At 39.7% G+C, this 24,437-nt stretch carries 25 protein-coding genes and 1 tRNA gene; 12 read left to right on the top strand and 14 right to left on the bottom strand.

Going from position 1 to position 24,437, the window contains the following annotated elements; translation table 11 throughout:
• Positions 1-2 precede the first annotated feature (2 nt).
• The 4 genes from dinB to ABDZ97_RS12900 all read right to left on the bottom strand — a co-directional run bounded on the left by dinB (position 3) and on the right by ABDZ97_RS12900 (position 4,017).
• The gene (dinB, locus tag ABDZ97_RS12915) at positions 3-1,211 is read right to left on the bottom strand and encodes a DNA polymerase IV (RefSeq protein WP_343788326.1); all 1,209 of its coding nucleotides are present in this window, start codon (positions 1,209-1,211) and stop codon (positions 3-5) included.
• 132 nt (positions 1,212-1,343) lie between these two features.
• Positions 1,344-1,712, bottom strand: a complete 369-nt coding sequence (locus tag ABDZ97_RS12910; protein WP_343788324.1) for a diacylglycerol kinase — start codon at positions 1,710-1,712, stop codon at positions 1,344-1,346.
• Positions 1,709-2,155: a hypothetical protein gene (locus ABDZ97_RS12905; protein ID WP_343788322.1), complete on the bottom strand. Its 447-nt coding sequence runs from the start codon at positions 2,153-2,155 to the stop codon at positions 1,709-1,711. Before ABDZ97_RS12905 ends, ABDZ97_RS12910 begins: the two co-directional genes overlap by 4 nt.
• A 35-nt stretch (positions 2,156-2,190) precedes the next feature.
• Positions 2,191-4,017 carry an AAA domain-containing protein gene (locus tag ABDZ97_RS12900; protein ID WP_343788320.1) on the bottom strand — a complete coding sequence of 609 codons (1,827 nt, stop codon included), beginning with the start codon at positions 4,015-4,017 and terminating at the stop codon, positions 2,191-2,193.
• Between the two features lie 96 nt (positions 4,018-4,113).
• Here ABDZ97_RS12900 and ABDZ97_RS12895 point away from each other — a divergent pair, with 96 nt between their 5' ends.
• The 5 genes from ABDZ97_RS12895 (at position 4,114) to ABDZ97_RS12875 (ending at position 9,191) form a co-directional block, all read left to right on the top strand.
• Entirely contained in the window at positions 4,114-4,497 is a 384-nt protein-coding gene (locus tag ABDZ97_RS12895; protein WP_343788317.1) for a methionine-R-sulfoxide reductase, read from the top strand.
• Positions 4,498-4,521: 24 nt separating this feature from the next.
• Positions 4,522-5,991: an alpha/beta fold hydrolase gene (locus tag ABDZ97_RS12890; protein WP_343788315.1), complete on the top strand. Its 1,470-nt coding sequence runs from the start codon at positions 4,522-4,524 to the stop codon at positions 5,989-5,991.
• Between the two features lie 275 nt (positions 5,992-6,266).
• On the top strand, positions 6,267-7,541 hold the full coding sequence (locus ABDZ97_RS12885; protein WP_343788313.1) for a hypothetical protein: 1,275 nt from the start codon (positions 6,267-6,269) through the stop codon (positions 7,539-7,541).
• 215 nt (positions 7,542-7,756) lie between these two features.
• A complete protein-coding gene (locus ABDZ97_RS12880; protein WP_343788311.1) occupies positions 7,757-8,725 on the top strand; it encodes an NAD(P)H-dependent flavin oxidoreductase in 969 nt (322 codons plus the stop codon).
• Complete coding sequence (locus ABDZ97_RS12875) at positions 8,715-9,191, top strand: DUF4442 domain-containing protein (protein ID WP_343788309.1); 477 nt, start codon at positions 8,715-8,717, stop codon at positions 9,189-9,191. Before ABDZ97_RS12880 ends, ABDZ97_RS12875 begins: the two co-directional genes overlap by 11 nt.
• A gap of 4 nt (positions 9,192-9,195) precedes the next feature.
• Here ABDZ97_RS12875 and ABDZ97_RS12870 read toward each other — a convergent pair whose 3' ends face one another.
• Positions 9,196-9,708: a DinB family protein gene (locus ABDZ97_RS12870; RefSeq protein ID WP_343788307.1), complete on the bottom strand. Its 513-nt coding sequence runs from the start codon at positions 9,706-9,708 to the stop codon at positions 9,196-9,198.
• 100 nt (positions 9,709-9,808) lie between these two features.
• Between ABDZ97_RS12870 and ABDZ97_RS12865 the strand changes: the two genes are divergently transcribed.
• The 4 genes from ABDZ97_RS12865 (at position 9,809) to ABDZ97_RS12850 (ending at position 12,112) form a co-directional block, all read left to right on the top strand.
• A tRNA-His gene (locus ABDZ97_RS12865) sits at positions 9,809-9,884 on the top strand.
• A 75-nt stretch (positions 9,885-9,959) separates the two neighbouring features.
• The gene (locus tag ABDZ97_RS12860; RefSeq protein WP_343788305.1) at positions 9,960-10,223 is read left to right on the top strand and encodes a GIY-YIG nuclease family protein; all 264 of its coding nucleotides are present in this window, start codon (positions 9,960-9,962) and stop codon (positions 10,221-10,223) included.
• Positions 10,224-10,557: 334 nt separating this feature from the next.
• Positions 10,558-11,310, top strand: coding sequence for an SDR family NAD(P)-dependent oxidoreductase (locus tag ABDZ97_RS12855; RefSeq protein WP_343788303.1), 753 nt, complete (start codon positions 10,558-10,560; stop codon positions 11,308-11,310).
• Positions 11,311-11,449: 139 nt separating this feature from the next.
• Entirely contained in the window at positions 11,450-12,112 is a 663-nt protein-coding gene (locus tag ABDZ97_RS12850; RefSeq protein WP_343788301.1) for a hypothetical protein, read from the top strand.
• 18 nt (positions 12,113-12,130) lie between these two features.
• Here ABDZ97_RS12850 and ABDZ97_RS12845 read toward each other — a convergent pair whose 3' ends face one another.
• The gene (locus ABDZ97_RS12845) at positions 12,131-12,934 is read right to left on the bottom strand and encodes a DNA alkylation repair protein (protein ID WP_343788299.1); all 804 of its coding nucleotides are present in this window, start codon (positions 12,932-12,934) and stop codon (positions 12,131-12,133) included.
• A gap of 130 nt (positions 12,935-13,064) precedes the next feature.
• Between ABDZ97_RS12845 and ABDZ97_RS12840 the strand changes: the two genes are divergently transcribed.
• Complete coding sequence (locus ABDZ97_RS12840; protein WP_343788297.1) at positions 13,065-13,406, top strand: winged helix-turn-helix transcriptional regulator; 342 nt, start codon at positions 13,065-13,067, stop codon at positions 13,404-13,406.
• 18 nt (positions 13,407-13,424) lie between these two features.
• On the opposite strand, the gene ABDZ97_RS12835 is transcribed toward ABDZ97_RS12840, so the two are convergent.
• The 8 genes from ABDZ97_RS12835 to ABDZ97_RS12800 all read right to left on the bottom strand — a co-directional run bounded on the left by ABDZ97_RS12835 (position 13,425) and on the right by ABDZ97_RS12800 (position 19,784).
• Positions 13,425-14,033 carry an alpha-ketoglutarate-dependent dioxygenase AlkB family protein gene (locus tag ABDZ97_RS12835; RefSeq protein ID WP_343788294.1) on the bottom strand — a complete coding sequence of 203 codons (609 nt, stop codon included), beginning with the start codon at positions 14,031-14,033 and terminating at the stop codon, positions 13,425-13,427.
• A 5-nt stretch (positions 14,034-14,038) separates the two neighbouring features.
• Positions 14,039-14,890 (bottom strand): bifunctional transcriptional activator/DNA repair enzyme AdaA, encoded by an 852-nt coding sequence (locus ABDZ97_RS12830; RefSeq protein WP_343788292.1) that lies wholly within the window; start codon positions 14,888-14,890, stop codon positions 14,039-14,041.
• Between the two features lie 191 nt (positions 14,891-15,081).
• Entirely contained in the window at positions 15,082-15,459 is a 378-nt protein-coding gene (locus tag ABDZ97_RS12825) for a DUF1304 domain-containing protein (RefSeq protein WP_343788290.1), read from the bottom strand.
• 81 nt (positions 15,460-15,540) lie between these two features.
• Entirely contained in the window at positions 15,541-15,906 is a 366-nt protein-coding gene (locus ABDZ97_RS12820) for a DUF1801 domain-containing protein (RefSeq protein ID WP_343788288.1), read from the bottom strand.
• Positions 15,907-15,913: 7 nt separating this feature from the next.
• Positions 15,914-16,384 (bottom strand): GyrI-like domain-containing protein, encoded by a 471-nt coding sequence (locus ABDZ97_RS12815; protein ID WP_343788286.1) that lies wholly within the window; start codon positions 16,382-16,384, stop codon positions 15,914-15,916.
• A gap of 53 nt (positions 16,385-16,437) precedes the next feature.
• Positions 16,438-17,151: a helix-turn-helix transcriptional regulator gene (locus ABDZ97_RS12810; protein WP_343788284.1), complete on the bottom strand. Its 714-nt coding sequence runs from the start codon at positions 17,149-17,151 to the stop codon at positions 16,438-16,440.
• Positions 17,148-17,942 (bottom strand): GNAT family N-acetyltransferase, encoded by a 795-nt coding sequence (locus ABDZ97_RS12805; protein WP_343788282.1) that lies wholly within the window; start codon positions 17,940-17,942, stop codon positions 17,148-17,150. Before ABDZ97_RS12805 ends, ABDZ97_RS12810 begins: the two co-directional genes overlap by 4 nt.
• A 93-nt stretch (positions 17,943-18,035) precedes the next feature.
• Positions 18,036-19,784: a hypothetical protein gene (locus tag ABDZ97_RS12800; protein WP_343788280.1), complete on the bottom strand. Its 1,749-nt coding sequence runs from the start codon at positions 19,782-19,784 to the stop codon at positions 18,036-18,038.
• Between the two features lie 220 nt (positions 19,785-20,004).
• On the opposite strand from ABDZ97_RS12800, the gene gyrB reads away from it, so the two are divergent.
• On the top strand, positions 20,005-21,951 hold the full coding sequence (gene gyrB / locus ABDZ97_RS12795) for a DNA topoisomerase (ATP-hydrolyzing) subunit B (RefSeq protein WP_343788278.1): 1,947 nt from the start codon (positions 20,005-20,007) through the stop codon (positions 21,949-21,951).
• 153 nt (positions 21,952-22,104) lie between these two features.
• Positions 22,105-24,294, top strand: coding sequence for a heavy metal translocating P-type ATPase (locus ABDZ97_RS12790; RefSeq protein ID WP_343788276.1), 2,190 nt, complete (start codon positions 22,105-22,107; stop codon positions 24,292-24,294).
• The last annotated feature ends 143 nt before the right edge of the window (positions 24,295-24,437 follow it).

Raw genomic sequence — 24,437 nt, 5'->3', positions numbered from 1 at the left:
AGCTATTTTATTGAATGGGGCGAGTGATCTCCATTGTTAAAGGAACTGAACCGACTGATTGTTTTTGCAGTCATTCCGGAAGCTCGTACAACAGCCCGGTCTCCGAAACGATCTCGGATTTTATCCATAGCGGAATAGAGATCGGCCATTTTGTGAGAATCTTCAAACAGACTGATCTGAAAGCTTCCGCTGACAAGGTGACTGAACCGGACACCGATAAGTCGGATCAGAACACGTCGGGTATACATTTTTTCAAAAAGTTCAAGCGCGAGAGGTATCAGATCATGATCCGCAGAAGTGTAATGTATTTTTCGTTGTAATGTTTCTGTTTGAAAATCGCTGTAGCGGAGCTTTATCGTAATACATGATGTTAATTTGTTTCCTCTTCGCAGCTGTAAAGCCAGATTCTCGGTCATGGCAGTAAGAATCGACTTTAGTTTATTAACGTCAATCGTATCTTTGTCGAATGTACGTTCTGTGGAGATTGATTTCCGTTCGTTATATTGTTCAACAGGCGAGTTGTCTATTCCATTTGCTTTTTTCCAGAGTACTCTTCCGTTTTTCCCAAATGTGTTTTCCATTACTTCGATAGGGATTTCCTGGATCGTTTGTATTTTTCTGACTCCCAGATTACAAAGTGTCTGATAGGTTTTCAAACCTACCATGGGTAATTTTTTTACAGAAAGAGGCGCCAGAAACAGCTTTTCGTGTCCGTAATCGATAAGTAATTGATTGTTGGGTTTGGCTTCCCCCGTGGCAACTTTTGAGACTGTTTTATTTTCGGATAAACCGAAAGATAAAGGCAAGCCTGTTTCTCTCATGATTCGTTGGCGAAGTTCACCAGCGTATTTTAGACAACCGAAAAAACGATCCATTCCGGTGAAATCAAGGTAAAATTCATCAATGGATGTCTTTTCATAAGCGGGAACAGATTCCCGGATCAGATCGGTTACCATTTTAGAGTACTTGGTATACGTAGCACTGTTACCTTTGATAACAATAGCTTCCGGGCAAAGTTGCCGGGCCATTTTCATGGGCATAGCCGAATGGATACCAAATTTTCGGGCTTCGTAACTACAGGAGGCGACAACACCTCTATCACTAGTCCCTCCGATTAAAATAGGTTTATTGTTGAGTCGGCTATCAATAAGTCGTTCACAGGATACAAAAAATGAATCCAGATCCATGTGTGCTATTGCTCTTTTCGACATGAGATATTACCTTTTTGTTATGAAGGTAAAGGTAATGATTTGTTGTTTAAATCGTCTTAGTTTTGATTAAAAATTAATCAAAATAAATTTATTTTTCCTGATTACTAATTTGATAGTTCTCTTTTACTGCTACTACCAAAAATGAGGTATGAATACAAGGCTTCCAACGAGTATTGCAAATAGCGCAGCAACTAAGACAGCTCCTGCAGCAAGATCTTTTATCAGTTTGATCTTTGGGTGGAATTCGGGGGAGATATAATCAGCAACTCGTTCAATAGAAGTGTTTATCAGTTCAGTAATAAATACTATACTAATTGCAAACAGAATAGCGATCCATTCCATTTGTGAAATTTTCAGGAAGAAACCGGTTGATAATACTATGCAACTAGCGACAAGGTGTATGCGTGCATTGTGTTCTTCTTTGAAAAAAGCGACTAGTCCTTCTATTGCATAACGGAAACTATGGATTCGTTTTTTGAGGGAAAATTTTTGTTTATTCATCTTAAACAAATTTGAAGCGGTATAATAAAGGAAGATCGTACCGTTTTTTCATGTATTTTTCCGGGTTGCCATCCTTCTAGTTTATTTAGTTTTTGCGCCAGGGTGGTCAGCTCTTTCGTTAAATCCGGGAGTCCTTCGTTATTAATAATATGCATAGAGGAGACATATCCGTTTCGTTCAATAATAATTTCAAAAAAGAATTTCGAGGCGTCAGTTACGTAAATGAATTCGCTTAGTTTACTTATGATTGGAGTTTCATCCATAAAGTAGCGAAGTAATTGATCCTCGTCCGGGGTGCGAAAAATCTGGGTAAGGTCTTTTATTGAGTAAATAGTAGTGTCTTGAAAAGGATCGGGAATATTTTCCTGACCCTGAGCAACAGTCTGGAACAAGATACAAAAGAAAGTAATTAGTAATGAAAAACGATAGCGTATGATTTTCATAGAAATAAATATACAAAAATAGAACTGGAAAGAAATTAATAGATCAGCTCAAAAACACTTCGGTAGCCATTTTCTTTTTCACAATATTCAAGAAATTTACCGAAAAAAGAGTCAGACCCGATTGTGGAGCTGTCTCCAAATACAACGAGGTGTTTTTTTGCACGGGTCAGCGCTACATTCATTCTTCTGTAATCCCGAAGGAAGCCGATTTCCTGATTGGGATTGGAGCGCACTAAACTAATAATGATTCCTTCGTCTTCCTGCCCCTGGAAGCTATCAATGGTAGAAATACGTGTCTTTTTTAAGTTTTCCCGCTCTTTCAGTTTGCGTATTTGTCCCTGATAAGGTGTAATAATCGTCCAGTGCGTCGTTTGGTTCTCTTCTTGCTCCAGAAATTTTTCGATGGCCTCAATTTCACCTTCATTATAGCGACTTCCGGATTCTGCTTCCACAGCTTCTTCAAAACCACTTCCGGCTGTGTCAAAAAAGCGAAGAGGATTTGTTGATGGGGTAGTAGAGCTTTTTAACTTACCTTCATAAAACCAGGTGTTTGAGAAACCACAAATTGTTTCGTCCATCCGGTATTGTGTATCGAGGAGGTGCACGGGCAATTCAGCAGTGAACAAGGTGTCAAGAATTGAAGTCCCGATTTTCTTTTGAACAATTTCTTCAGAGATATAAGTGGGAGGAAGCTGAAACGGATCTCCGGCAAGAATCCAGTTTGCGCCATATTGTGCTACCGCCCATCCCAACGGGTCCTGGCATTGACCGGCTTCATCGAGTAGGACGTAGTCTGCTGAAAAATCAGGTCCCAGTTCGTCGTACAATGCTACAGGTGTTCCGGTAATTACGGCAGCACTTGATTTTGCTTTGTCCAGCACAAAATTTCGCAGCGCTTTAATCTCTTGCCGAATGGATTTTACTTCTTTGTACAAAAGGGAACGTTGCTCCCGTTCTTCTTTTCCGAACTTACGTTTGTATTGTCCGGCCATCTTTCGGTATTCTTCGGCTTGTTTTTTAAGTTTTTTGATTTGTTTTTGTTCGTCCGATCGCTCGAGTATTCCTTCCGGGGTGTAGGGGAGAAGATCTTCACTGATTTTTATATTATTACCTAAACGGATGACCGGAATCCCTTTTTTGACTAACTCTCTGGTTAAGTGATCGACAGCAGCGTTACTGGGTGCAGCTGCAACAATGGTCTTATTGTCTTCTGTCAACTCATGGATAAGGTGCGTCAGAGTTGTAGTTTTACCGGTTCCCGGAGGTCCGTGTACAACCATAATTCCCTCTAAGTTTAAGGCGGCTGTAACGGCTTCCTGTTGGCTGGAGTTTAGGTTGTTGGGAAGCTTTATGTTGTGAAATGTACTGAGAGAGGGATGACCGGACTGTAATGACCGGAGGTGTTTCCGTAAGATGGTATGTTCCCCTATTTCCAGTTTCTTTAACAGGTGACTCATTACGTCAAATGTATGGCTGTCAGGTGCTATTTTTATGCCAAGTCCCCGTTCGTCTATCCAATCCGGAAAGTCTTCGCTGTGCAGGCGAATTGTTCCTCCTTTTTCTGTAATGTCAGCCAGTGATGCCTCAATTTCTCCCTCTTCAAGAACAAAACAAACTACCGGAGTTCCCGGACGGAACTGGGAAGTATCAACGGGATGTAAAAATTCAAAATCAATTTGCGGAAAATCCCCTGCGCCAAAGTAGTTATGCTTACTTTTTAAAGGGTGTAAAGCCGCTCCCAGTTGTTTAAGCTCTTTCAGGGAGTGAGAAGTAAGTTCTTTACCGTACCTGTCCTGTTGTGCTTGTTTTTCGAGTGAGATAAGCTGTCGTTGCTCGTTGAGATATATTGAAATGTCCGTCATGATCGTGATTTGAGTGCGAATTTAAAGGATTCAATGACAAAAAGCATCTGTTTTGGTATCTTTACCTGCAAGGACTTTTAAATTGGAATACAAGTGATGAAAGCAAAAGAAAACTGGAATACTTTGTCGGAAGAAGAACAGCGTATCTTGTTAAGGAAAGGTACTGAGATGCCCTTTACAGGAGAATACGACAACCATTTTGCGAAAGGAATTTATGTTTGCAGGCAATGTGAGGCACCTTTATACCGCTCGGAAGATAAATTTAATAGTGGGTGCGGATGGCCTGCATTTGATGACGAATTTCCCGGAGCGGTAAAAAAAGTTCTGGACAGAGATGGTAGACGTACCGAGATTCTTTGTGCAAATTGTGGCGGACATCTTGGTCACGTGTTTTATGGTGAACAGCTGACCCAAAAGAATACACGGCATTGTGTCAATTCACTATCGATGAAATTTCTTCCCGTTTCAGATTTGAGTTAAAGACGCACAAAAAAGACAAAAAGCATGGAAAAAATCGTTTTGATCCACGGAGCACTTGGCAATACTTCAGAAATGGTCCCGATTGGTAAATGGTTAGAAGAACGGTTTACGGTCTTGTACTATGAGATTCCGGGGCATGGTGAGCGTAGAAAGGAAATAGATTCCTTCTCCATGGAAACTGTTGTACGCGATTTTTCTACTTTTTTAGATGAGGTAGGAGAAACCTTTGTTTTCGGGTTTAGTCTGGGAGGATATCTTGCTTTGTCAGCAGTCGCAGGAGGAGAGGAGCGAATTAAGGGAGTCGTTACATTGGGAACGAAAACCGATTGGTCACCCGAAGAGGCGAAAAAAGAAATGGCTAATCTGGCGGTTGAGCTGATACAAGAAAAATCAGAAGCATTTTATACATATCTGAACGAATTACACGGAAACCATCTGGAGACTTTGTGTAGTTCTACGGCTTCTTTTATGAGAGAACTGGGAGATAATCCGGTACTGACAAAAGAAATTGTAAAAGATATTACCATTCCTGTTCGTATGGGACGAGGAGGAAAAGATAGAATGGTTAGTAAAGAAGCTACCCTGGAAATTTGTTCGGCTTTACAGAATGGTATTTATAGAGAAGTTCCTTCGTTTCCGCATCCTGTTGGATTTCTGAATCCAAAACGGGTTGCCCAATTTATTGAAACGAATGTACATTCGTTCTGTTATCAGTTTGTGCATACCAGTGAAGGAAAGTCGGCCTATATGACAATTGGGGAGGAGAAACCGGATGAACCAATTGTTCTCTTTCTTCATGAGGGGTTGGGATCTGTACAGCAATGGGGAGATTTCCCCGAAAAGTTGTGTCAGGTTCTGGGATTAAGCGGTGTTGTATTCGAACGCAGGGGATATGGATATTCGGATGCGGTACATCACCAACGAACAGACAGATATCTGCATGAGGCGGCTTTGTGTGAGTTGCCGGAATTTATCGAACAGGTAGTACCGGAACGTCCATTGATTCTTGTAGGGCATTCCGACGGGGGAAGTATTGCCTTGTTATATGCTGCGGCTTTTCCGGAGCATATCGAAGGAGTAATTACAATGGCTGCACACGTATATAATGAGGAAGTTACGATACAAGGTGTCAAAGTAGCCCGTGAAGCCTGGAACAATGGCAAATTGAAAGGTTTGGAAGTATTTCATGCGGAGAAAACAGAAAAAGTCTTTTTAGATTGGAATGACACCTGGCAAACCGAAGCGTTTCGTACCTGGAATATTGAAAAGGATATTGTTAGTCGATCAGGTTATCCGGCGTTAATTATTCAGGGAGAGGATGACCAGTATGGATCTCCCGAACAGGTAAGAGATTGTGTACGCGCTTTGGGAGAAGAAGCTGAAGGTGTTTTAATCCCTGATGCGGGACATAGTCCTCACTTGGAAGCAGAAGGAGAAGTTTTGCGCGAAATGAGTGAATTCATCCAGACGATACGAAGTTTTGAAATCGAGTAATAGTAACCATATTATAAAAGCAAAAGAGCAATTTAGTTTACAGTTAATTGCTTTGAAGTTCGCTCCTGTTTTACTTATGTCGGATCATTTTCGATAATCAAAAAAGCAAACGTATGAAAATGAAAACGGGAATGATACGAACAAATGAGAAAGCTCATAACGTATCAAAATCAAGTCTATACAGAAAAAACGTTTCACAAAAATCCATTATATTTTTCTAGCTTTAGCTAACTATTTTTAAGCTTAAATAATTAATAATCATAAACTCGTATTACATGTTGACTTTCAGGAATAAGATTGACGAAAGAGTAAAACAGATAAAGAATAAATTACGTGGATATGTCTACGTTTCCTATACAAAGAAAGAGTGTCCCAGGCCCAAAACAGTTCCAGTATTTCCAGAGGGAACACCTCCTGTTTTAATGGATTTGTATTCTGAATATGAGTTTGTCAACTTAGAAACTACTCAAGGAAGCATATATATTCCTCCTTTTAATCAATTATATTTCAATTCTCCGCATTTAACTTCGTATGAAAAAAGTCATTTAGCAAGTAAATATGACTCATCTTTTCTGGACAATTTAGTTATTTTAAGCAAGTTTCCTTATGTTGTTTATCATAACTCTGATGAAAAGGTTTATTTGGTTAAGGGTTTACATTTTTTACCTCTCAAACTTACCATTCAAGAATATTTTGACTGGCAGATTTTCTTTCTCGGAATTTATAATTTTCAGTATTTCTTTGTCGAAGAACCTGAGGAATATAAGGAAACGCTTAAAATTGTCAATCAATCTCTAAACTTCTCATTTTATAAAACAAGTATAATTCCCGAATGGTTTAAATATGACATTCCTGAATTGATTACGATTTATCCTTCTCTTGAAGTCGGATCCCGTGTTAAAGAGTTTAGGTATGACCTCTCAGGAGTAATCACTGAAATTGATAAAACGAAAGCTGTCGTTCAATTTGATGCTGGTTTTTCTGCTACAAAAATGGTTCGGAATCTTGTTCAGGTAGTTGATAGTATTTATGAAGACCTTATAAGTGGTAAAAAGAACATACTTTCGTTGTCTCCGCACGAGTTCAAAAACTTAGCAGAGTGCTGCTATTCTCGCCGTGAGTATATGGAGAGAGATACGTATAGTCGTTTAAGTAACCTTTATGTTTTGAATGCTCTGTATAAAAATATTCCTCTCAACGACATCTTTAGAGAAGGTGTACGAGTAATAAAGGAGTTGAATATAGTTTGTAAAGAAGTACAAAATCCCAATGATGCTGCGGACTGGGATTTTACCAGACAGATAATACTTGGAGGAATGTATGTTGCCTGTTTTTGGTATTTGCAATCCAATGACACTCCAAATCTGAGTGAGGCTTTACAAGCTCCGTTACATGTTGAAGTAAAAAAGTTTTTGAGTTCTGAAGAAAAACGAGACGAAGATATTTTAAACGAAAGTCCGATTGGATATTTCAAACAAGCATATGTAAGTTGGAACAAGTCAGATTTTGATGATTTACGACTTGATGCTCCTCCTCAATATTTTGAATAGAGTATTCAAAAAAAATCATTTATCAAAAAAGTGATTGATAACAGTTTGAAGTGGATAATATCAAGATGCAAAAATGATGTTGGTTATTTTGAGAATCAAGAAAGAAATAGTAAAGCATTGTTAGCCAGTTTGTAATTTCAACTTATCTATTGTTTGTATTACATTTTTAATGTTGAATAAATGCTATGTGCGCATAAAAGTTATATATTTAGGGAATGGAAACAAACAGACCTTTGGTAAGTGATTTATTAGGTATCGAAGTGCCGATTATAGTCGCGCCGATGTTTTTGGTGTCGAATGAAGCCATGATTATTGCAGCGTGTAATGCAGGTGCTACTGCGGCTATTCCGGCATTGAATTACAGAACAGTGGACGAATTACGGGAGGGAATCCGGCGTATCAAAACGGCTACGGATAAACCTTTCGGAATAAATCTGATTGTTAATAAGTCCAATTTGCTCTACAAAGAACAACTGGAAGTTTGTTGTGACGAGAAAATAGCATTTTTTATCACATCCTTAGGTTCTCCGAAAGAGACCATTGACCACGCGCATGCAAACGGAATAAAAGTCTTTTGTGATGTGACAGACGTACAGTATGCGAAAAAGGTAGATGAATTAGGAGCAGATGCGATTATAGCCGTAAATAAAGATGCAGGCGGGCATGCGGGAGGAATTCCTGCAGCAAAATTAGTTCCTGAATTATTGAAAGCCTGCAAAGCTCCGGTGATTAGTGCGGGAGGAGTTTCCACACCGGATGGAGTGACAGAAATAATGAAAATGGGTGCTTCCGGATTGTCAATCGGTTCGGTTTTTATCGCTACAGAAGAAGCAGGTGTCTCAGACGAGTACAAACAGGCTATTGTCGACTATGGAGCTAAAGATATTGTGATGACAACCAAGTTGTCTGGAACACCTTGTACTGTGATTAAAACCCCTTATGTCGAGAAGATAGGTACAGAACAAAACTGGTTAGAGAAAATTCTGAATAAGAACAAACGACTAAAAAAATGGTTTAAGGCACTTACTTTTTTGCGGGGAATGAAAAAACTGAGAAAAGCTGCATTTAGCGCTACTTATAAGACCTTGTGGTGTGCGGGACCAAGTATCGAACATGTAAAAGCTATTCGACCGTTACAGGATGTGATTATAGAATTAAAAGCCGGAGTTCCTTATGAAAAGTAAATTTCCGTCCGTTAAAGAAATGCAGCGGAAGCTTTGGATGCTGGGTTTTTTCAAGATTCCAATGTTATTTTATTGCCGCCCTAAATTACTGCAGTTTGATGAAACGTTTGCCGTAGTTCGGATTCGTAATAGAAGAAGGATGCGTAACCATCTCCGGTCGATTTATTTCGGTGCTTTGATGGTGGGAGGAGATACTTGTGCAGGATTACATGCCTACGCGTATTCGGTGCAAAGGAATAAAAAGATTTCTTTAGCCTTTAAGAGTTGCAGTGCTCAGTTTTTCAGGAGAGCTGAAACAGATGTACTGTTTGTAAGTTCACACGGAAAAAAAATAGAGGAGATGATGGAAATTGCCGAAAAAACAAAAGAACGGCAAAATCTGATTATCCCGATTGATGTTTTTGATAAAGAAAACGAAAAAGTAGCCCGGATAGAAATGGAGCTATCGGTGAAAATTGTCGGATAACCTGTTAGTTTAGGTTATTCAGACTGTTGAGATTAATTCCCCCGTAATAATCCGTATTTTGATTGGTTTGCAATTTCGTTAGTGTTGTTATCTGCCCTGTGTGGTACGAGAAGTGCTCGATAACGTGAATAATTACTGAAAACCCACTTTCTTTTAATTCCTGGATGACATATATTTTTTGAAGATCTTCCTCTTCGAGCTGATCCAGTGTTTCGATGAGGTTAATACGCAGATTCTCCATTAAAAACAGAAGATCGGATTTCTTTATATTGCGGTGGATGATGAATTCACTTTCCCGGTCTCTGTTATCTTCTTTGTCTCCCAAAGCAGAAAGAATCCATTGCCTGGCATTTCCACACAAATGAATAATGAGATTGCCCACAGAGGGAATATTTCCGGAAGGAGAATTCCAGATCTGTTCCTCATTCAGCATTCCCAGGCATTTAAATATCCGGGGATAAGATTCATCAAAAACCCGGTGTTTAAATTGGTCGATTAGCTGATTTTTACAACTCATTTCCATGTGTTTATCTTTTATTTCGCTATGAAGTTAAAAAAAATATGAAATCTTTGCAATCGATTTCGTTGAAATTACTTATATTTGCGCTCTCAAAAATGGTGGTTGTAGCTCAGTTGGTTAGAGCGTCGGATTGTGGTTCCGAAGGTCGTGGGTTCGAGACCCATCTTCCACCCAGGTAAACCTCTCAGATTTTTCTGGGAGGTTTTTTTGTGTCTTGAAATCTATTTAAATTCCTATCTTGATGCTATATGAAGTATTTTGTTTACATATTGTATTCAGAAAAGATTGATAGATTTTATACGGGGCAAACTCAAAACCTGAAGAACCGATTAAGTAGACATAATTCGGGGTATGAAAAATTCACAAAAAGAGGTGCTCCCTGGAAATTAATGTGTTTTATTGAGTGTAGTACCCGAAGCGAAGCAATGAAACTAGAGTTGAGAATCAAGAATTTTAAGAGTCAGAAAAGGATGAAGTTGTATATTCAAGAGGTCGTGGGCTCCGAAAAATAGAATTTGAAATTCCTTATTTTTCGAGAGTCCTCAGAAATTCTGGAATTTCTGGGATTCGAGACCCATCTTCCACCCAGGTAAACCTCTCAGATTTTTCTGGGAGGTTTTTTTGTGTCTTGAAATCCGTTTAAATTCCTATCTTGATGTTATATGAAGTACTTTGTTTTACTTAATTCGTGACTTTCTCACAGGTGAAAATTATCTTACTGTATTCGATGACGAAGGTTTTACTATCCGGAAATAAAAGCGTATCTTTAAGAGTAGGGTAAATGGTAAATTAAAACCACCTGTTGACCCTCGGAAAACCGGAATAGAAACAAAAAATCATAGTGAGATGGATAAGTTGAAAAACAAGGTAGCAATCGTAACCGGAGCAGGTTCCGGTATCGGAAGAGCAGTTGCGATTGCCTATGCCCGGCAGGGAGCGAATGTGGTAGTCTCGGACATTAATGAGACAGGAGGAAATGAGACCATAGAGTTGATTAAGAAGGAAAACGGAAAGGCTACTTTTTTCAAAGCAGACACATCCAAACCGGAGGATAATGAGGCTTTGGTGAATTTTGCTGTCCGGGAATTTGGGAGATTAGATGTAGCCTGTAATAATGCAGGGATTGGAGGAGAGTTGAATCTGACGGGAGATTATTCACTGGAGAGTTGGAAACAGGTTCAGGATATCAATCTGAATGGGGTCTTTTACGGGTGTAAATATCAGTTGAAAGCGATGGAAGCAAACGGTGGAGGGGTTATTGTTAATATGGCTTCTATCCATGGTATGGTTGCCGCACCGCAATCCAGTGCTTATACGTCTACCAAACATGGAGTAGTGGGGCTGACCAAAAATATTGGAGCAGAATACGGTGCTAAAAATATCCGGTGTAATGCAGTGGGACCGGGATATATCAATACACCGCTTATTGAAAAGAATCTAAGTCCGGAAGTGATTGAAGTTTTGAAACAAAAGCATCCGATGGGGCGTTTAGGGGAGCCTGAAGAAGTCGCCGAATTGGTTGTGTTTTTGAGTACAGATCAGTCATCTTTTATCACAGGAGCTTATTTTCTCATAGATGGTGGTTATACAGCAGTTTAGCTAATGGTCAGAATAATTGTTGATTATCCTGAATGGATCTATCAGTTGGTCGGGAAAAACCTGTTAAGAGGATAGAGAGTGTTTTGAGCGTTTTTTATAAGTTTGTTCCAACTAGATAAAAAAAGAAAGCTCTACTGGTATGAAATGTTCCGTGTGTTCTCATGAAATAACAGAAAAGTATTGTCCGGAATGCGGGCAGTATAACAAAGGAAAGAGAAGTACCGGATTATCTGTTCTGGAGGACTTTTTAGGAAACATTTTCTCTCTGGAAAAGTCCTTCTTTAAAAACATTTTTGTTATCCTGACACAGCCGGGGATGTTGGTTTCAAATTACTGGAACGGATTCAGAGGTTTTTATTACAGCCCGGGAAGGTATTTGACGATTGCGTCAGTTTTTGTTTTGATCCACTTTTTATTTGCTCGCAATTTTTTGGGAATTCACGTGACAGGAACCGTTTCATCGCATTTTGCTTTCTTATGCTTTAATATTTTTCTTTTTGCGGTTTCCGGTTTTATAACGTATCTGCGGTACAAAAAGAACTTTAGTGAACATCTCATTTTGACCATTTATATGGTGAGTTTTTGGTCGATGTTGTTTGTGCCAATATCTATTCTACTAAATAAATTGGGGGGGGATGAGACAATAGAAGGGGTTTTTCTTGTTATTTTTTATGGACTGATTTTAGTCTGGATTTCCAGTCCTTTTACTATGTCTGTATGGAAACGGATGCTCTATATTGTTCTGAATGCTATTGTACTTTTACTGCTCTTATTCCTGCTGACCTACCTTACAGGGAATTAGTTTTTGACAACAAACCTTTTATTTCAGAATTGTCCGAAGTGCCTTTTTTAAAATATATGCTGTGGCAGTTGAGTTATTTTCCTTCTCCCATTTTCGACACAATTGAATAACGAAGTCAGGTCGGGTTTTACTAGCATCATTGAGCCAGTTTCCTACACTATTACGGACATATTTTGAAGAATCTGCTAGCAGCGGTTCAAGAAGAGGTAAGGCCAGTTCGGGAGTGGTTTTTAACTTTTCAATGTGTTTACACCAGACTCCCCTCGGACGTGTGGATTCTGTCGCAAAACGCCGTAGATTTTCGTCTTCTGCCGATGTCCATGTTGTAAGAATAGCAATACTTTTTTCCAGCTCCGTAGTAATCCGTTCGCGGACAGCCATCCAGCTTATTTCTCTCACGCCAAAATGAGTATCTGCTGCAAATAAACGTATCTGAGATAATACCTCTCCGATGTCTAACTCAGGATTCTTCCCGATTGAATAGGTCGCCCAACAGCGGACAAGGTCGGCTTTGTGGGTGGAAATACTAGTGAAAAAATCCGGATCATTATGGAGTCGAATCTGTTCAAAAATTCCCACACCGATGGCTTCATTTACAGTCGTTACTGTTTGTTTGTTTAACTGTTCAACAGAGGATTGGATGGGCAGAAAGTAATCCATTCGGTCATGCTGCTTTAGTAGGTTTTCTAATAAACGTATTTGATCTACAGCCAACCACTCTACTAAATTGACCGTTTCGATTTCACCCTTGTTTAGCTGTTCCAGTATTTCGTGTGGAATGTCCTTTATACTTCGTGCTCCTTTTCTTTTTACTTCTCCCATACTGATTTGTTATTGCTATCACTGAAAAACGATAACTACTATTCTTTTGTATTTTTACAAAGTAGGTAAAGTAAATTCAGAATAGCAATACCGCATAAAATTCTCCCTATGGGATAAAAAAGTCAATTTTATGAAAACAGGAGAAAGAACTATAGAAGAAAAAATTTGTCCTTTGGAGTTTGCCGTGAAAGCAATCAGTGGAAAGTGGAAAATTCCTATTGTTTGGCGAATTAATGAAGGGGAGAAGCGACCAAGCGAGTTTCTGAGAGGAATTGCAAAAGTGGACCGACGTGTCTTAAACCAGCAGTTAAAAGAATTGGAAGAGACAGGTATTCTGACAAAACAATCATTTAATGAATTGCCGCCACGTGTAGAATATTCGTTGACCCCGTTGGGAGAAAAGCTGGTAGAGGTTCTCTGGCAACTGAATGACTGGGGAGAAATATTGCTCCGGGAGAAGGAGAATCAATGAACAGATACAAGGGGGGAGTTACTGTACAATTGTTCTGAAGGTTAGATTAATGCGGGGAGTTATTATCTTCTTAGTGGGAGGTAGACGATGTAACCAGTGGGATTGTGTGGTTCCTGTCATGACAAGAAGGCTGCCATGTTCGAGTTTCAATTCTCTTTTCTCACCGGAACGCTTGTGTTTAAACGCAAATTTTCGTTCAGCACCTAAACTCAGCGAACCAATAGCTCCGTTCTTTTTCAGATCTTTTTCTCTATCGCTGTGCCAGGCCATTCCTTCGTCACCGTTGTGATATAGATTTAACAGACAGGAATTGTATGTTTCTCCGCTTTCGCTTTCAACAATCTTTTTCAGGACTAGTAGTTCAGGTGTCCAGGGGAAAGCCTTTTTTGTGGTATTGGAATAGGTATATTCAAAAGTTTGATCTCCGTACCAGGCAACTTTTCTTTTCGTGATAATCCTTTTCCCGAAAAGGATTGCTTCATCCTGTCTCCACTCGATTGTTTCCAGTAACCGCTGAAAAAAATAATCTGCTTTTTCGGAAGAAAAAATAACACCATGATATTGAACGATTCCATCAAAAGGAAGCAGATTTTCCAATGCATTGTGTGTTGAACTGAATAAATCCATACTCTCTACCGATTCTTTTCGTTTTGTGCCTGTTCCCAACCAATAATGGCTGCTTTTCGGGTGGGGCCCCACATATACCCGCCAAATACTCCTGTTGATTGAATGACCCTATGACAGGGAATGAGAAATGCGACAGGATTACTTCCGATGGCTGTTCCTACTGCCCGGGATGCATTCGGGTTGCCAATCTGACGGGCAATCGTTCCATACGTAGCAAGTTGCCCCTGAGGAATAGTCAGCAGGCTTTCCCAAACTTTGAGTTGAAAATCAGTCCCTTTAAGATGCAACTTGATTTTCGGTAGCTGTTTATCATTGGTAGAAAATATCAATCCTGCATTTTTTTGAAAATCATCTTGTTTCTGAACGAAATGAGCTGAGGGAAATTTGTTTTGAAGATCGCGAAGAGCTTTGGATTCATCTTCCTCAAACGCCATATAACAGATTCCTTTAGTCGTTGAAGCAATAATAAGCGTGCCGAACGTACTGATAAAGAAACTATAGTTGATCGTAAGTGACTTACCTCCGTTTTTGTACTCGGCAGGTGTCATTCCCTCAATTTTAACAAAGAGGTCATGAAGACGACTGGTGCTGGATAACCCGGTTTCAAAGGCTGTGTCAAATAAGCTGATTTGCTGATCCGAAGTGAGAATTTGCTTGGCGTATGCAACACTGATGTATTGCAAAAATTTCTTAGGACTGGTTCCTGCCCACTCTGTAAACAGTCGTTGAAAATGGGAAGGACTCAGGTTGATATGTGCAGCGATCTCATCCAATGAAGGTTGTGTCTTGAAGTTTTGCCGGATAAACTCTATTGCCTCGGCAATTCGCTGGTAATTTAATTCTTCTGCTGTTTTCATATCAAAGGTATCATCCGGTACAAAGGTCGTAAGTATAATGCAAATAGAAAATCCGGATCATGCTGAACTTTGATGTTTTCAGAACAGAAAAAATCCGGTGATCAACTGTTTGCCATTTTCGGGATAGTACTCAATTGACTCTCCAAACAAGTGAAAATACCTGTAGTTATGAACGAGGATCGCAGAATGTTTTAGGCGAAAGTAGTGTAATTCAGTAAAACAAAAACTAGTGCAATAATTGCAGGAAGTGCCTGTACGACAAAAATTCTCCGGGATGCTGTAACTGCTCCGTATATTCCTGCAATGCTCACACAAGTAAGAAAAAATAAGGCCACATTACCGGACCAGAGCGGGTCACTGATAAGGAGAGACCAAATAAGTCCTGCTGCTAAAAAACCATTGTAAAGCCCCTGATTAGCGGCCATACTCTTGGTGGGCTTAAATAAATCAGCAGGAAAGGTTTTAAAAGTCTTTTTTCCAAGAGTTTCCCACGCAAACATTTCCATATAAAGTATATAGAAATGTTCAAGAGCGACCAGTGCAATCAATAGTTTTGAGAGTATTTCCATAAAACCTTAAATTATGTTCAGAAAGAACTAGTTCTGCTTTAAAGATACATTTTTTAGAACTAAACGTGACTTTTTCGCGGTTCATATTTTTATACTTCCCGAACGGTATAAATCAAGAGCTGCCTGTAAAATTTCTTCAAGAATAGTAAGAGGAATGTCTTTTTCAGGGGAAATCCTGAAAATTTTCATTCGTGCACGATTTCCTGTCTCCAGTTCTGGAAAATTCAGGTGTTTTCCTTCTACGAACAGAATATAAGGTTCTTCAGTTTTCTTGTCTGTCCACAGGTAACAGAACATTTTGTTTTTGAAGCAGAAGCAGGGCATTCCCCACTTCTGCGTTTCAGTGATTTGTTCATCCTGGGACAAAATAATGGATCGTAGTGCAAGTAAACAGCTTTTATTCGGTTCTTCCTTGTTGAAATAATACTGATACAATTTGTCCTCCATAACTTACTTATTTTACTTCCGGATCGACAGCAATAAAAATTTCTACCTCTGCATTTTCCGGAGTTTGTTTAGTTGGATCATACATTTCAAAATCGGCTGTATATGATCTTTTCAGATCTTCATTCCAGATTTTTAACCACGCATTGTACACAATATTTTGTTGTAAATTTCCTTTGACGGTATATTTGTGATACGGGGCTGCGGAAATGGTTTTACCTGTCATATTTTCAGGGATCTCATCAAGAGAGGATACCCGACAACCTATAAGAGTGGTATAGGGACGTGTATGGTCTTTTTCATAATCTGTGTACATGCAGTATACTGTATTGTCCAGTTTATTCGGGATTTTTTCAAGAATTTGTTCCTGCATAAACTGTTCCCATAATGCCGGAATGTCTTTTGTCGATTGTCCGTTTTCATTAGTTGTTCTGACAGAAATACCAATGATGTGAAAGGGTGAAATACTAACTTTTTCCATTTTTAATGATTTTGATTGGGTACAAAATTAGGAGGGGAGGTGTCAAAGGTATGTCAGGGGTCCAAAGATGATTTCTGACGACAAATCTCAAAGTATTCCCTAAGTGACATTGGATGTGGATCAAACTGTTCTTTTTCAGTAATAAGCTGCGAAATCCGGTCAAGACGGAAAGATCTGAATTCGTTACGCAATCTGCAAAAAGCAATCAGAATCCAGTTTTCCTGTGTACTGTATAAAGCAAAAGGTTCGATGCACCTGACTGTTTCTTCTCCCGATTCGGATGCGTAACGGATTCGACAAAGTGTATAATTAGTTAACGCAATTTGTAATAAAGAGAGAAAGTTACTGGTAGTTTCATTGCTTAGATTCTGCCTGAAAACAATACGTTCAGCGAGAAGATTTGCTTTGTCTTTTGTCGTGTAGCGAAGTACGGACTTGATTTTCAGAATAGCTTCCGTGTAGGAGGCTACCAGAGAAGCATCTTTATTCTGTTTAATCAGTTGTTCAGCTGTGATCAGGGCGTTGGCTTCACTTTCTGAAAACATCACAGGAGGGATATGATAACCGTCCATGATAGAGTATCCTTTTCCCTCTTCCGTAAAAATCGGAACTCCTGCTTGTTCGAGTGTACGTATATCCCGGTAGATGGTACGAACACTTACAGAGAAATTTTCAGCAAGTTCCGAAGCTGTCAGAAGACGTTTCGACTGCAGTTGTGTGAGGATGGCCGTCAGTCGGGTCATACGTTTTAGATCGTGCGAACTCATCGTTTGATCTCCTCAAGTATAGAAGTTCCTGAAGAACCGTTTCCTGATGTCCATTTCCAGGACTCATATAAGCGTACTCTACCATCCGGAAGTAGTTCCGGTTTGGAAGAGCAAATGCCTGTCATTAGTTCATTTTTTACATTGAGGTGATGGTATTTCATGTCCAGATTTCCGTTCGAATCCATTTGGGCAATCAGATGTCCCTTCAGGATCTCTCCTCCCGAATAATCTGCCCAGACCAGACTTCCTTCCTGATGATACTCAAAACGGGTTGATTCGGACACTTCTCCATCAGTAGAGTTTTCTACAGCAACGAATAGTTTGTTATTCAGATTTATCATGTTTATCGTTTGTGGTATCAATTGTAAATGCAGAATAGGATAAGGTTTCCCACATCCGTCTGTCTCCGAACGCTCGAATGCGTGAAAACCATTTTTTTCATAAAAAAGAAGAGCATCAGGGTTGTCTGCATTAACATCCACTTTAGTAATTTGAAATTGCTGTATTGCATCTTGTAAAAGTGTTTTCCCAACGCCTTTTCCGTGTAATTCCGGGATGACAAATAACATCTCCAGAGTTTGCTCTGAGATGCCATAAAAACCAATGATTTCATCTTTTTTACGAATACAGCGTAAGGTTACGGCATCCAGATATTCATTCAGAATACGTTCTCTGTAGAAAGCAATATCTTCTTCATTAAGGAAGTGATGCGTAGCTCTGACAGCGCGTTCCCAAACTCCGACAAGGATTGGATACTCAGTTGTGTTTACGTTTTCAACAAGATACTTCATGATTCACTGTTCCAATACATGCTTAAAAAAGATTGAGTGATCAAAAGTAGTCATTCCCGGTTAGTCTGAAAAATGACTTCTGATTGTATTCTCTTAGTTCCCGTTTGAAAAAGAATAAGAAACTCTCTCCATCCGGTTCAAATCGAAGAATGACATCGTGTTTGAACCACTCATGTGTAGCAAAGTGTAAGAACCTCTTTCGTCCAATGGTTTAGGATATAAATACCAGGAAGTACCTCCGTCAAACGAAATATAAGTAAAGTCATTCTCGAGAATCAGGATAAGCTGTTTTTGTTCCAGAATGCGAATATCTGAGTTCACCTGTAATGAACCCGCACCGTTTTTAAATACAAGTTGACGCTGGTTGATGAGTTGGAAATTATGATATTCGGTTACTGTATGCTGATCTTGTTTAGTCTTAGGGAATTGTCGTTTCTTATATTCCCGGATCAGGAAATCCCAATTAGTTTGGTTTTTTACAAGCAGGGGACGGAAGAAGGGAGAGTTGTTGATATTGTAGGGATCAATTCCCCAGGAGCCTAAATAGAGAGAGTCTCTGGAACGTGAAATTGAGTGACGGTTATAATTATCATTGTAATGCACACCTTTGGGTGTTTTCAATGAATCAATTATACGACCGTTTCGTATAAGGTAATAGATTCCTTGCTGATACCGTTTTTTGTTTTTTATCTCTCTCCGGGAGAAGCCTAAGACATGCTCTTTATCAACAAAAACCAGATCCCGGAAAGAATAATCCAGAAAGAGTTGTTTAAGAAGTGAATCCTCTTTCCATGTTTTTCCACTGTCGGCGGAGCGAAAGATCGTAGTCGTATAAGGACAGTCATTGGTTCGCCAGTAGTCACATTCGGGAGCGAATTCTTCACGAATTCCTGCTGTTTGATAAAGTACATGATTAAAGCTGTCAATGTAAAGGTATCCACTGTAAAAAAGATGTATGTCTTCCCGGGGTGTGTAGTGTTGAATACTGTTGGTCTTGGTGTCAAAAAGAGAAAATACTTTTTTTGAACTGTACAGGTTGGTTGTATCAAGTATATAGTCTATCTGTCCAAAATAGATCGTGCTATCTGAAGTTGGATAAAGAGGACCGCTCCAATTACGTCTTTTATACGGAAGAAAGCTTCTGTCAAACTGAATAGGTTTTGTTTTTCTTGTCAGTTTCAGTCCGGGGCGAGAAAAGTTAGTAAGGACATATTCCTCCGCTTTTTTTGTTAATGCTCTATTCCGTTTATATGGCATAAAATGCAATGCTAGTGAATCATAAATGGAACGCGGAATGATGAAATTACTGGAATGTATATTGTTAATAGTTACACTCCCCTTTGTTTTGGGAAGTTTATACAACAAGGAGTGAGCCCACCCCGGAAAATAATAGTGACCCGGAACAAATTGAAGTGTTGTTCGTAAGTCCTCTGTCTCTGCTTTGTGTGGGGTGATAAATATACCTAACCCTCCGCTTCCTGTTGGTTGGTTTAGGTACATGGTGTCTTTTTTATGGATAATTCGTATAGATAGTTTGGAAAAACGATCATTCTTAGGGAGTGATAAAGAAAAGTCATTGATACGAATGTAGTCGTAGAAATCCGTCGACCATTCAATTGTTGGGGTTAGCGAATCACAAGGGACGGATGAACCGGAGAAAGACAGACTATCGATCATAATCGTGTACTTTTTGTTGTTCGAAAATTGAATGTCTTTTCCCTCCTTATCCTGGATACGATAAAAATAGCGGGAAGAAAAGTCTACCCATCCCGGTTGAGCATGGATAGAAGTATAAAATGAAGAGATTAGCAGACACAAAAAAAGAGTACTTCTGGATGTCATAGTATATGATTTTAACCCGTTAGTACACGCTCCTGATAGAAAGGTTCATTTTTGGTGTGATCCTTCATTTGAATAAAAGAAATGGAAAATACCACGAAATGTTAATTACATGTTGAAAAATCCGAAAGTCAGTCCGTAAAACATAGTGTAAAACCCGTTGAAAATCGTTATCTTTGCTAGTCTTGTGAATCATTTTTTGATTCAGAAAATACAACAAAATATGAGTGAAGAAAAGAAGAACTATTCAGCGGACAATATTCAGGTCCTCGAGGGATTAGAGGCGGTACGTAAGCGACCGGCGATGTATATTGGTGACACGGGAGTTAAAGGTCTTCACCACCTTGTGTACGAGGTGGTTGACAACTCCATTGATGAGGCTTTGGCAGGATATTGTGACCGTATCGAAGTATATATTAATGAAGACAACTCAATTACAGTAAAAGATAACGGTCGGGGGATTCCGACGGCAATGCACTCGAAAGAGAAAAAGTCAGCACTGGAAGTGGTAATGACAGTTTTGCATGCCGGAGGTAAATTCGACAAAGATACCTATAAAGTTTCCGGAGGTCTTCACGGTGTAGGGGTATCCTGTGTGAATGCACTTTCTACAAGTCTTAAGGCTACTGTTCATCGCGAAGGGAAAGTTTTCCAACAGGAATACCAGATTGGAAAACCACTTTACGCTGTAAAGGAAGTCGGTGAGTCAGACAAAACTGGTACAGAAGTTACTTTCCATCCGGATGATTCTATTTTTGAAACAACGGTATACAATTTCGAAACTCTGGCTGCGCGTATGCGTGAGCTTGCCTTTTTGAATAAAGGAATTCGAATTGTTTTAGTAGATAAGCGTGAGCAGGATGAAGAAGGTAATTTCCTGGCAAATGAATTTTTCTCGGAAGGTGGATTGGCTGAATTTTGTCAGTATCTGGATCGTAATCGTGAACCGATCATTGAAGAGATAATTTATGTGGAAGGAGAGAAAGACGGAATTCCTGTAGAAGTGGCGATGGTCTACAATAATACGTATTCGGAGAACATTCACTCCTACGTAAATAATATCAATACGCACGAAGGTGGAACGCATTTGTCAGGGTTCCGCCGTGGATTGACAAATACACTGAAAAAATATGCTGACGAAAGTGGTTTGTTGGCAAAAGAGAAAATAGAAATTGTAGGGGATGACTTCCGTGAAGGACTTACTGCAGTTATTTCTGTAAAAGTAATGGAGCCACAATTCCAGGGACAGACTAAAACAAAATTGGGGAATCAGGAAGTTTCGGCTCCGGTGTCTCAATTGGTTTCTGAAATGTTAGCCAATTATCTGGAAGAACATCCGAATGATGCTAAACGTATTGTAGAGAAAGTTCTTTTGGCTGCACGTGCACGTCATGCCGCGCGTAAGGCTCGTGAGATGGTACAACGTAAGAATGTCCTTTCAGGATCTGGATTGCCGGGTAAACTTGCGGATTGTTCTGAGAAAGATCCTTCGATGTGTGAGATTTACTTCGTCGAGGGTGATTCTGCGGGAGGGACAGCTAAACAAGGTCGAGATCGTCACTTCCAGGCGATTATGCCCTTGCGAGGTAAGATTTTGAACGTGGAAAAAGCCATGCATCACAAAATCTTTGAAAACGAAGAGATTAAAAATATCTATACAGCTTTAGGTGTTCGTGTGGGAACGGAAGAAGATTCCAAAGCACTTAACCTGGAAAAATTGAGATACCATAAGATCATCATTATGTGTGATGCCGATGTCGACGGTTCTCACATTGAGACATTGATTCTTACCTTCTTCTTCCGCTATATGAAAGAGTTGATAGAAAACGGATATGTTTACATTGCAACACCACCTCTATACCAGGTTAAAAAAGGTGGAAAAGCAGAATATGCATGGAATGATGACCAAAGAGATTTGTTGATTCAACAAATGAAAGGTGGCGGTTCCGAATCATCTGTTTCCGTACAACGTTACAAAGGTTTGGGAGAGATGAACGCAGAACAGCTTTGGGAAACAACAATGAGCCCGGAAGGTCGTACACTTCGTCAGGTGACTATTGAAAATGCAGCGGAATGTGATCAGATTTTCTCTATGTTGATGGGAGATGATGTTCCGCCTCGTCGTGAATTTATTGAGAAGCATGCGAAGTATGCAAATATCGATGCATAAGACTGTGTAAATAGTGGAGGGATGCACTTCCTTTCATAGCGATAAAAAAAGTAGAAGGCAACCTTGCGGTTGCCTTTTTTTGTACTTAGGAGGTAGAATAATGCTCTGTACAGGAGCTGTGAATTGCGGAATTATTATCGTATTTTTGAAAGTATGGAGAAAGAGAATTTACATGTTACAGGTATGACTTGTACAGCTTGTGCAAACAGCATAGAAAGTTTTCTCAAACATGAAGAGGGCGTCAATAAAATTGAAGTAAATTATGCAAACTCTTCTGTTTTATTAGAATATGAGCCGGAAAAAATAACACTGGAGCAAATTGCAGAAATAGTAGGCGATTTAGGATACGGATTGATTCTTCCAACTGAAGATGCAGAGAAGCAGGCACGTGAAGAGCACCAAAAGCACTTCAAGACATTGCAAAGGAATACGATAGGGGCTTTTATTTTTGCTTTTCCCTTATTTGTTATCGGGATGTTTTTTATGAATTGGCACCCCGGAGGATGGATCAGTTGGGTATTGGCAACACCTTTATTGTTTTTGTTCGGGAGAGATTTCTTTGTACATGCCTGGAAACAGGCATTGAAAGGCACAACCAGTATGGATACACTGGTGGCTGTTAGTACAGGAACCGCATATTTGTACAGTGTTTTTAACCTTTTGTATCCATCTTTTTTTAGTGAGAGAGGAATAGAACCTCACCTTTATTTTGAGGCTTCAGGGGTGATTATTGCTTTTATTCTGTTAGGGAAATGGATGGAAGAACGAGCCAAAGGTGCTACTTCAACAGCGATCAGACAACTGATGGAGCTGCAACCGGATTCTTTGTGGATTCTGGATGGAGATGGAAACCAAAAGGAAATTCCGACTTCCCGGGTGGAAAAAGGAATGAAAGTCGTTGTAAAACCGGGGGATAAAATTCCGGTTGACGGAAGAGTAACAGATGGAGATTCGTATGTTGATGAAAGTACAATTACGGGAGAACCAATTGCTGTTTTTAAGGAAGCCGGGGATACTGTATTTACCGGAACACTCAATCAGAAAGGAAGCTTTGTTATTGAAGCGACAAAAGTAGGTAGTGAAACCGTTCTTGCACAGATTATTGAAATGGTTAAACAGGCACAGGGAAGTAAAGCTCCTGTTCAGCGCCTTGTGGATAAAGTATCTGCAATTTTTGTTCCGACTGTAATGATAATTGCTGTAGTAAGTGCTGTTGCCTGGTGGATTTTCGGAACAGAGAATAGTTTTGCTGTTGGACTAAATGCTTTTGTAACCGTCCTTGTGATTGCCTGCCCTTGTGCTTTAGGATTGGCAACACCAACAGCAGTAGTAACATCAATAGGATCTGCGGCACGGTTAGGTGTCCTGATAAAAGATGCTGAAGCTATCGAACGGCTATCGGAAGTTACAGACCTTATTGTGGATAAAACAGGTACAGTGACCGAGGGGCACCCGGTTGTACAGGAAGTGTATTTTGATGGAAGTGTTACGGATGAAGAAAAGAGATTGTTTCATGAGATCGAGTCGCGTTCTGAGCACCCATTGGCACATGCTGTTGTCAATTATTTTTCCGCAAATCAAGTAGAAAAAACAACTCCTGATTCGTTTGAAAGCATAACTGCAAGGGGAGTTAAGGCAACAAAAGAAGATAAAGAGTACTGCGTTGGTAGCCATTTGCTGGTAGACGAATTAGGGGCAGAAGGAGGAGCTGTTTTGCGAGAGCAGTTACAAGATCAGGCAAGAACACTTATTTATTTTATCAGACAGGGAAAAGTGATCGGTGTAATGGCGATTGATGATGCTATTAAACCGCATTCTGCGGAAGCCATTCACAAATTGCAACAGAAAGGAGTCACAATTCACATGCTTACAGGAGATAGTGTAAAAACAGCAAAGCGCGTAGCAGAAAATGTTGGGATAGAGGTTGTGAAGGCTGATTGTTCTCCTTCTGATAAAGGAGCGTATATCCGACAACTTCAGTCGGAAGGGAAGGTTGTGGCAATGGTTGGAGACGGGATCAATGATTCGGAAGCACTTGCACAATCGGATGTAAGCGTTGCCATGGGAAAAGGAGCAGATGTGGCGAAAGATGTGGCAAAGATTACAATTCTTTCATCCGATTTATTACTAATCCCGGCGGCTTACGGACTTTCTAAGAAAACAGTAAAGATCATTCGTCAGAACTTATTCTGGGCATTTATTTATAACGTATTGGGAATTCCGGTCGCTGCGGGAGTATTGATCCCAATAAACGGATTCATGCTAAGTCCTATGATTGCTGGAGCGGCTATGGCTTTAAGCTCTGTGTCTGTTGTTACTAACAGTTTACGATTGCGAAAGTAGAAGAGAATATAGGTAAAAAAAATACGCTTCTTATTGAAGCGTATTTTTTTATTTTCAAATGGTGTCTAGTCCTGAAATAGCGATACACAAAAAAATCGTTATGAAAGAAGGTCAAAGATCAGATTATGTAAAACGAACGCAGA

Source organism: Wandonia haliotis, from assembly GCF_039523435.1.
Classification (GTDB): Bacteria; Bacteroidota; Bacteroidia; order Flavobacteriales_D; family Crocinitomicaceae; genus Wandonia; species Wandonia haliotis.
Note: the sequence above shows the minus strand (reverse complement) of the source record. Positions and strands in the feature narration are given on the sequence as shown.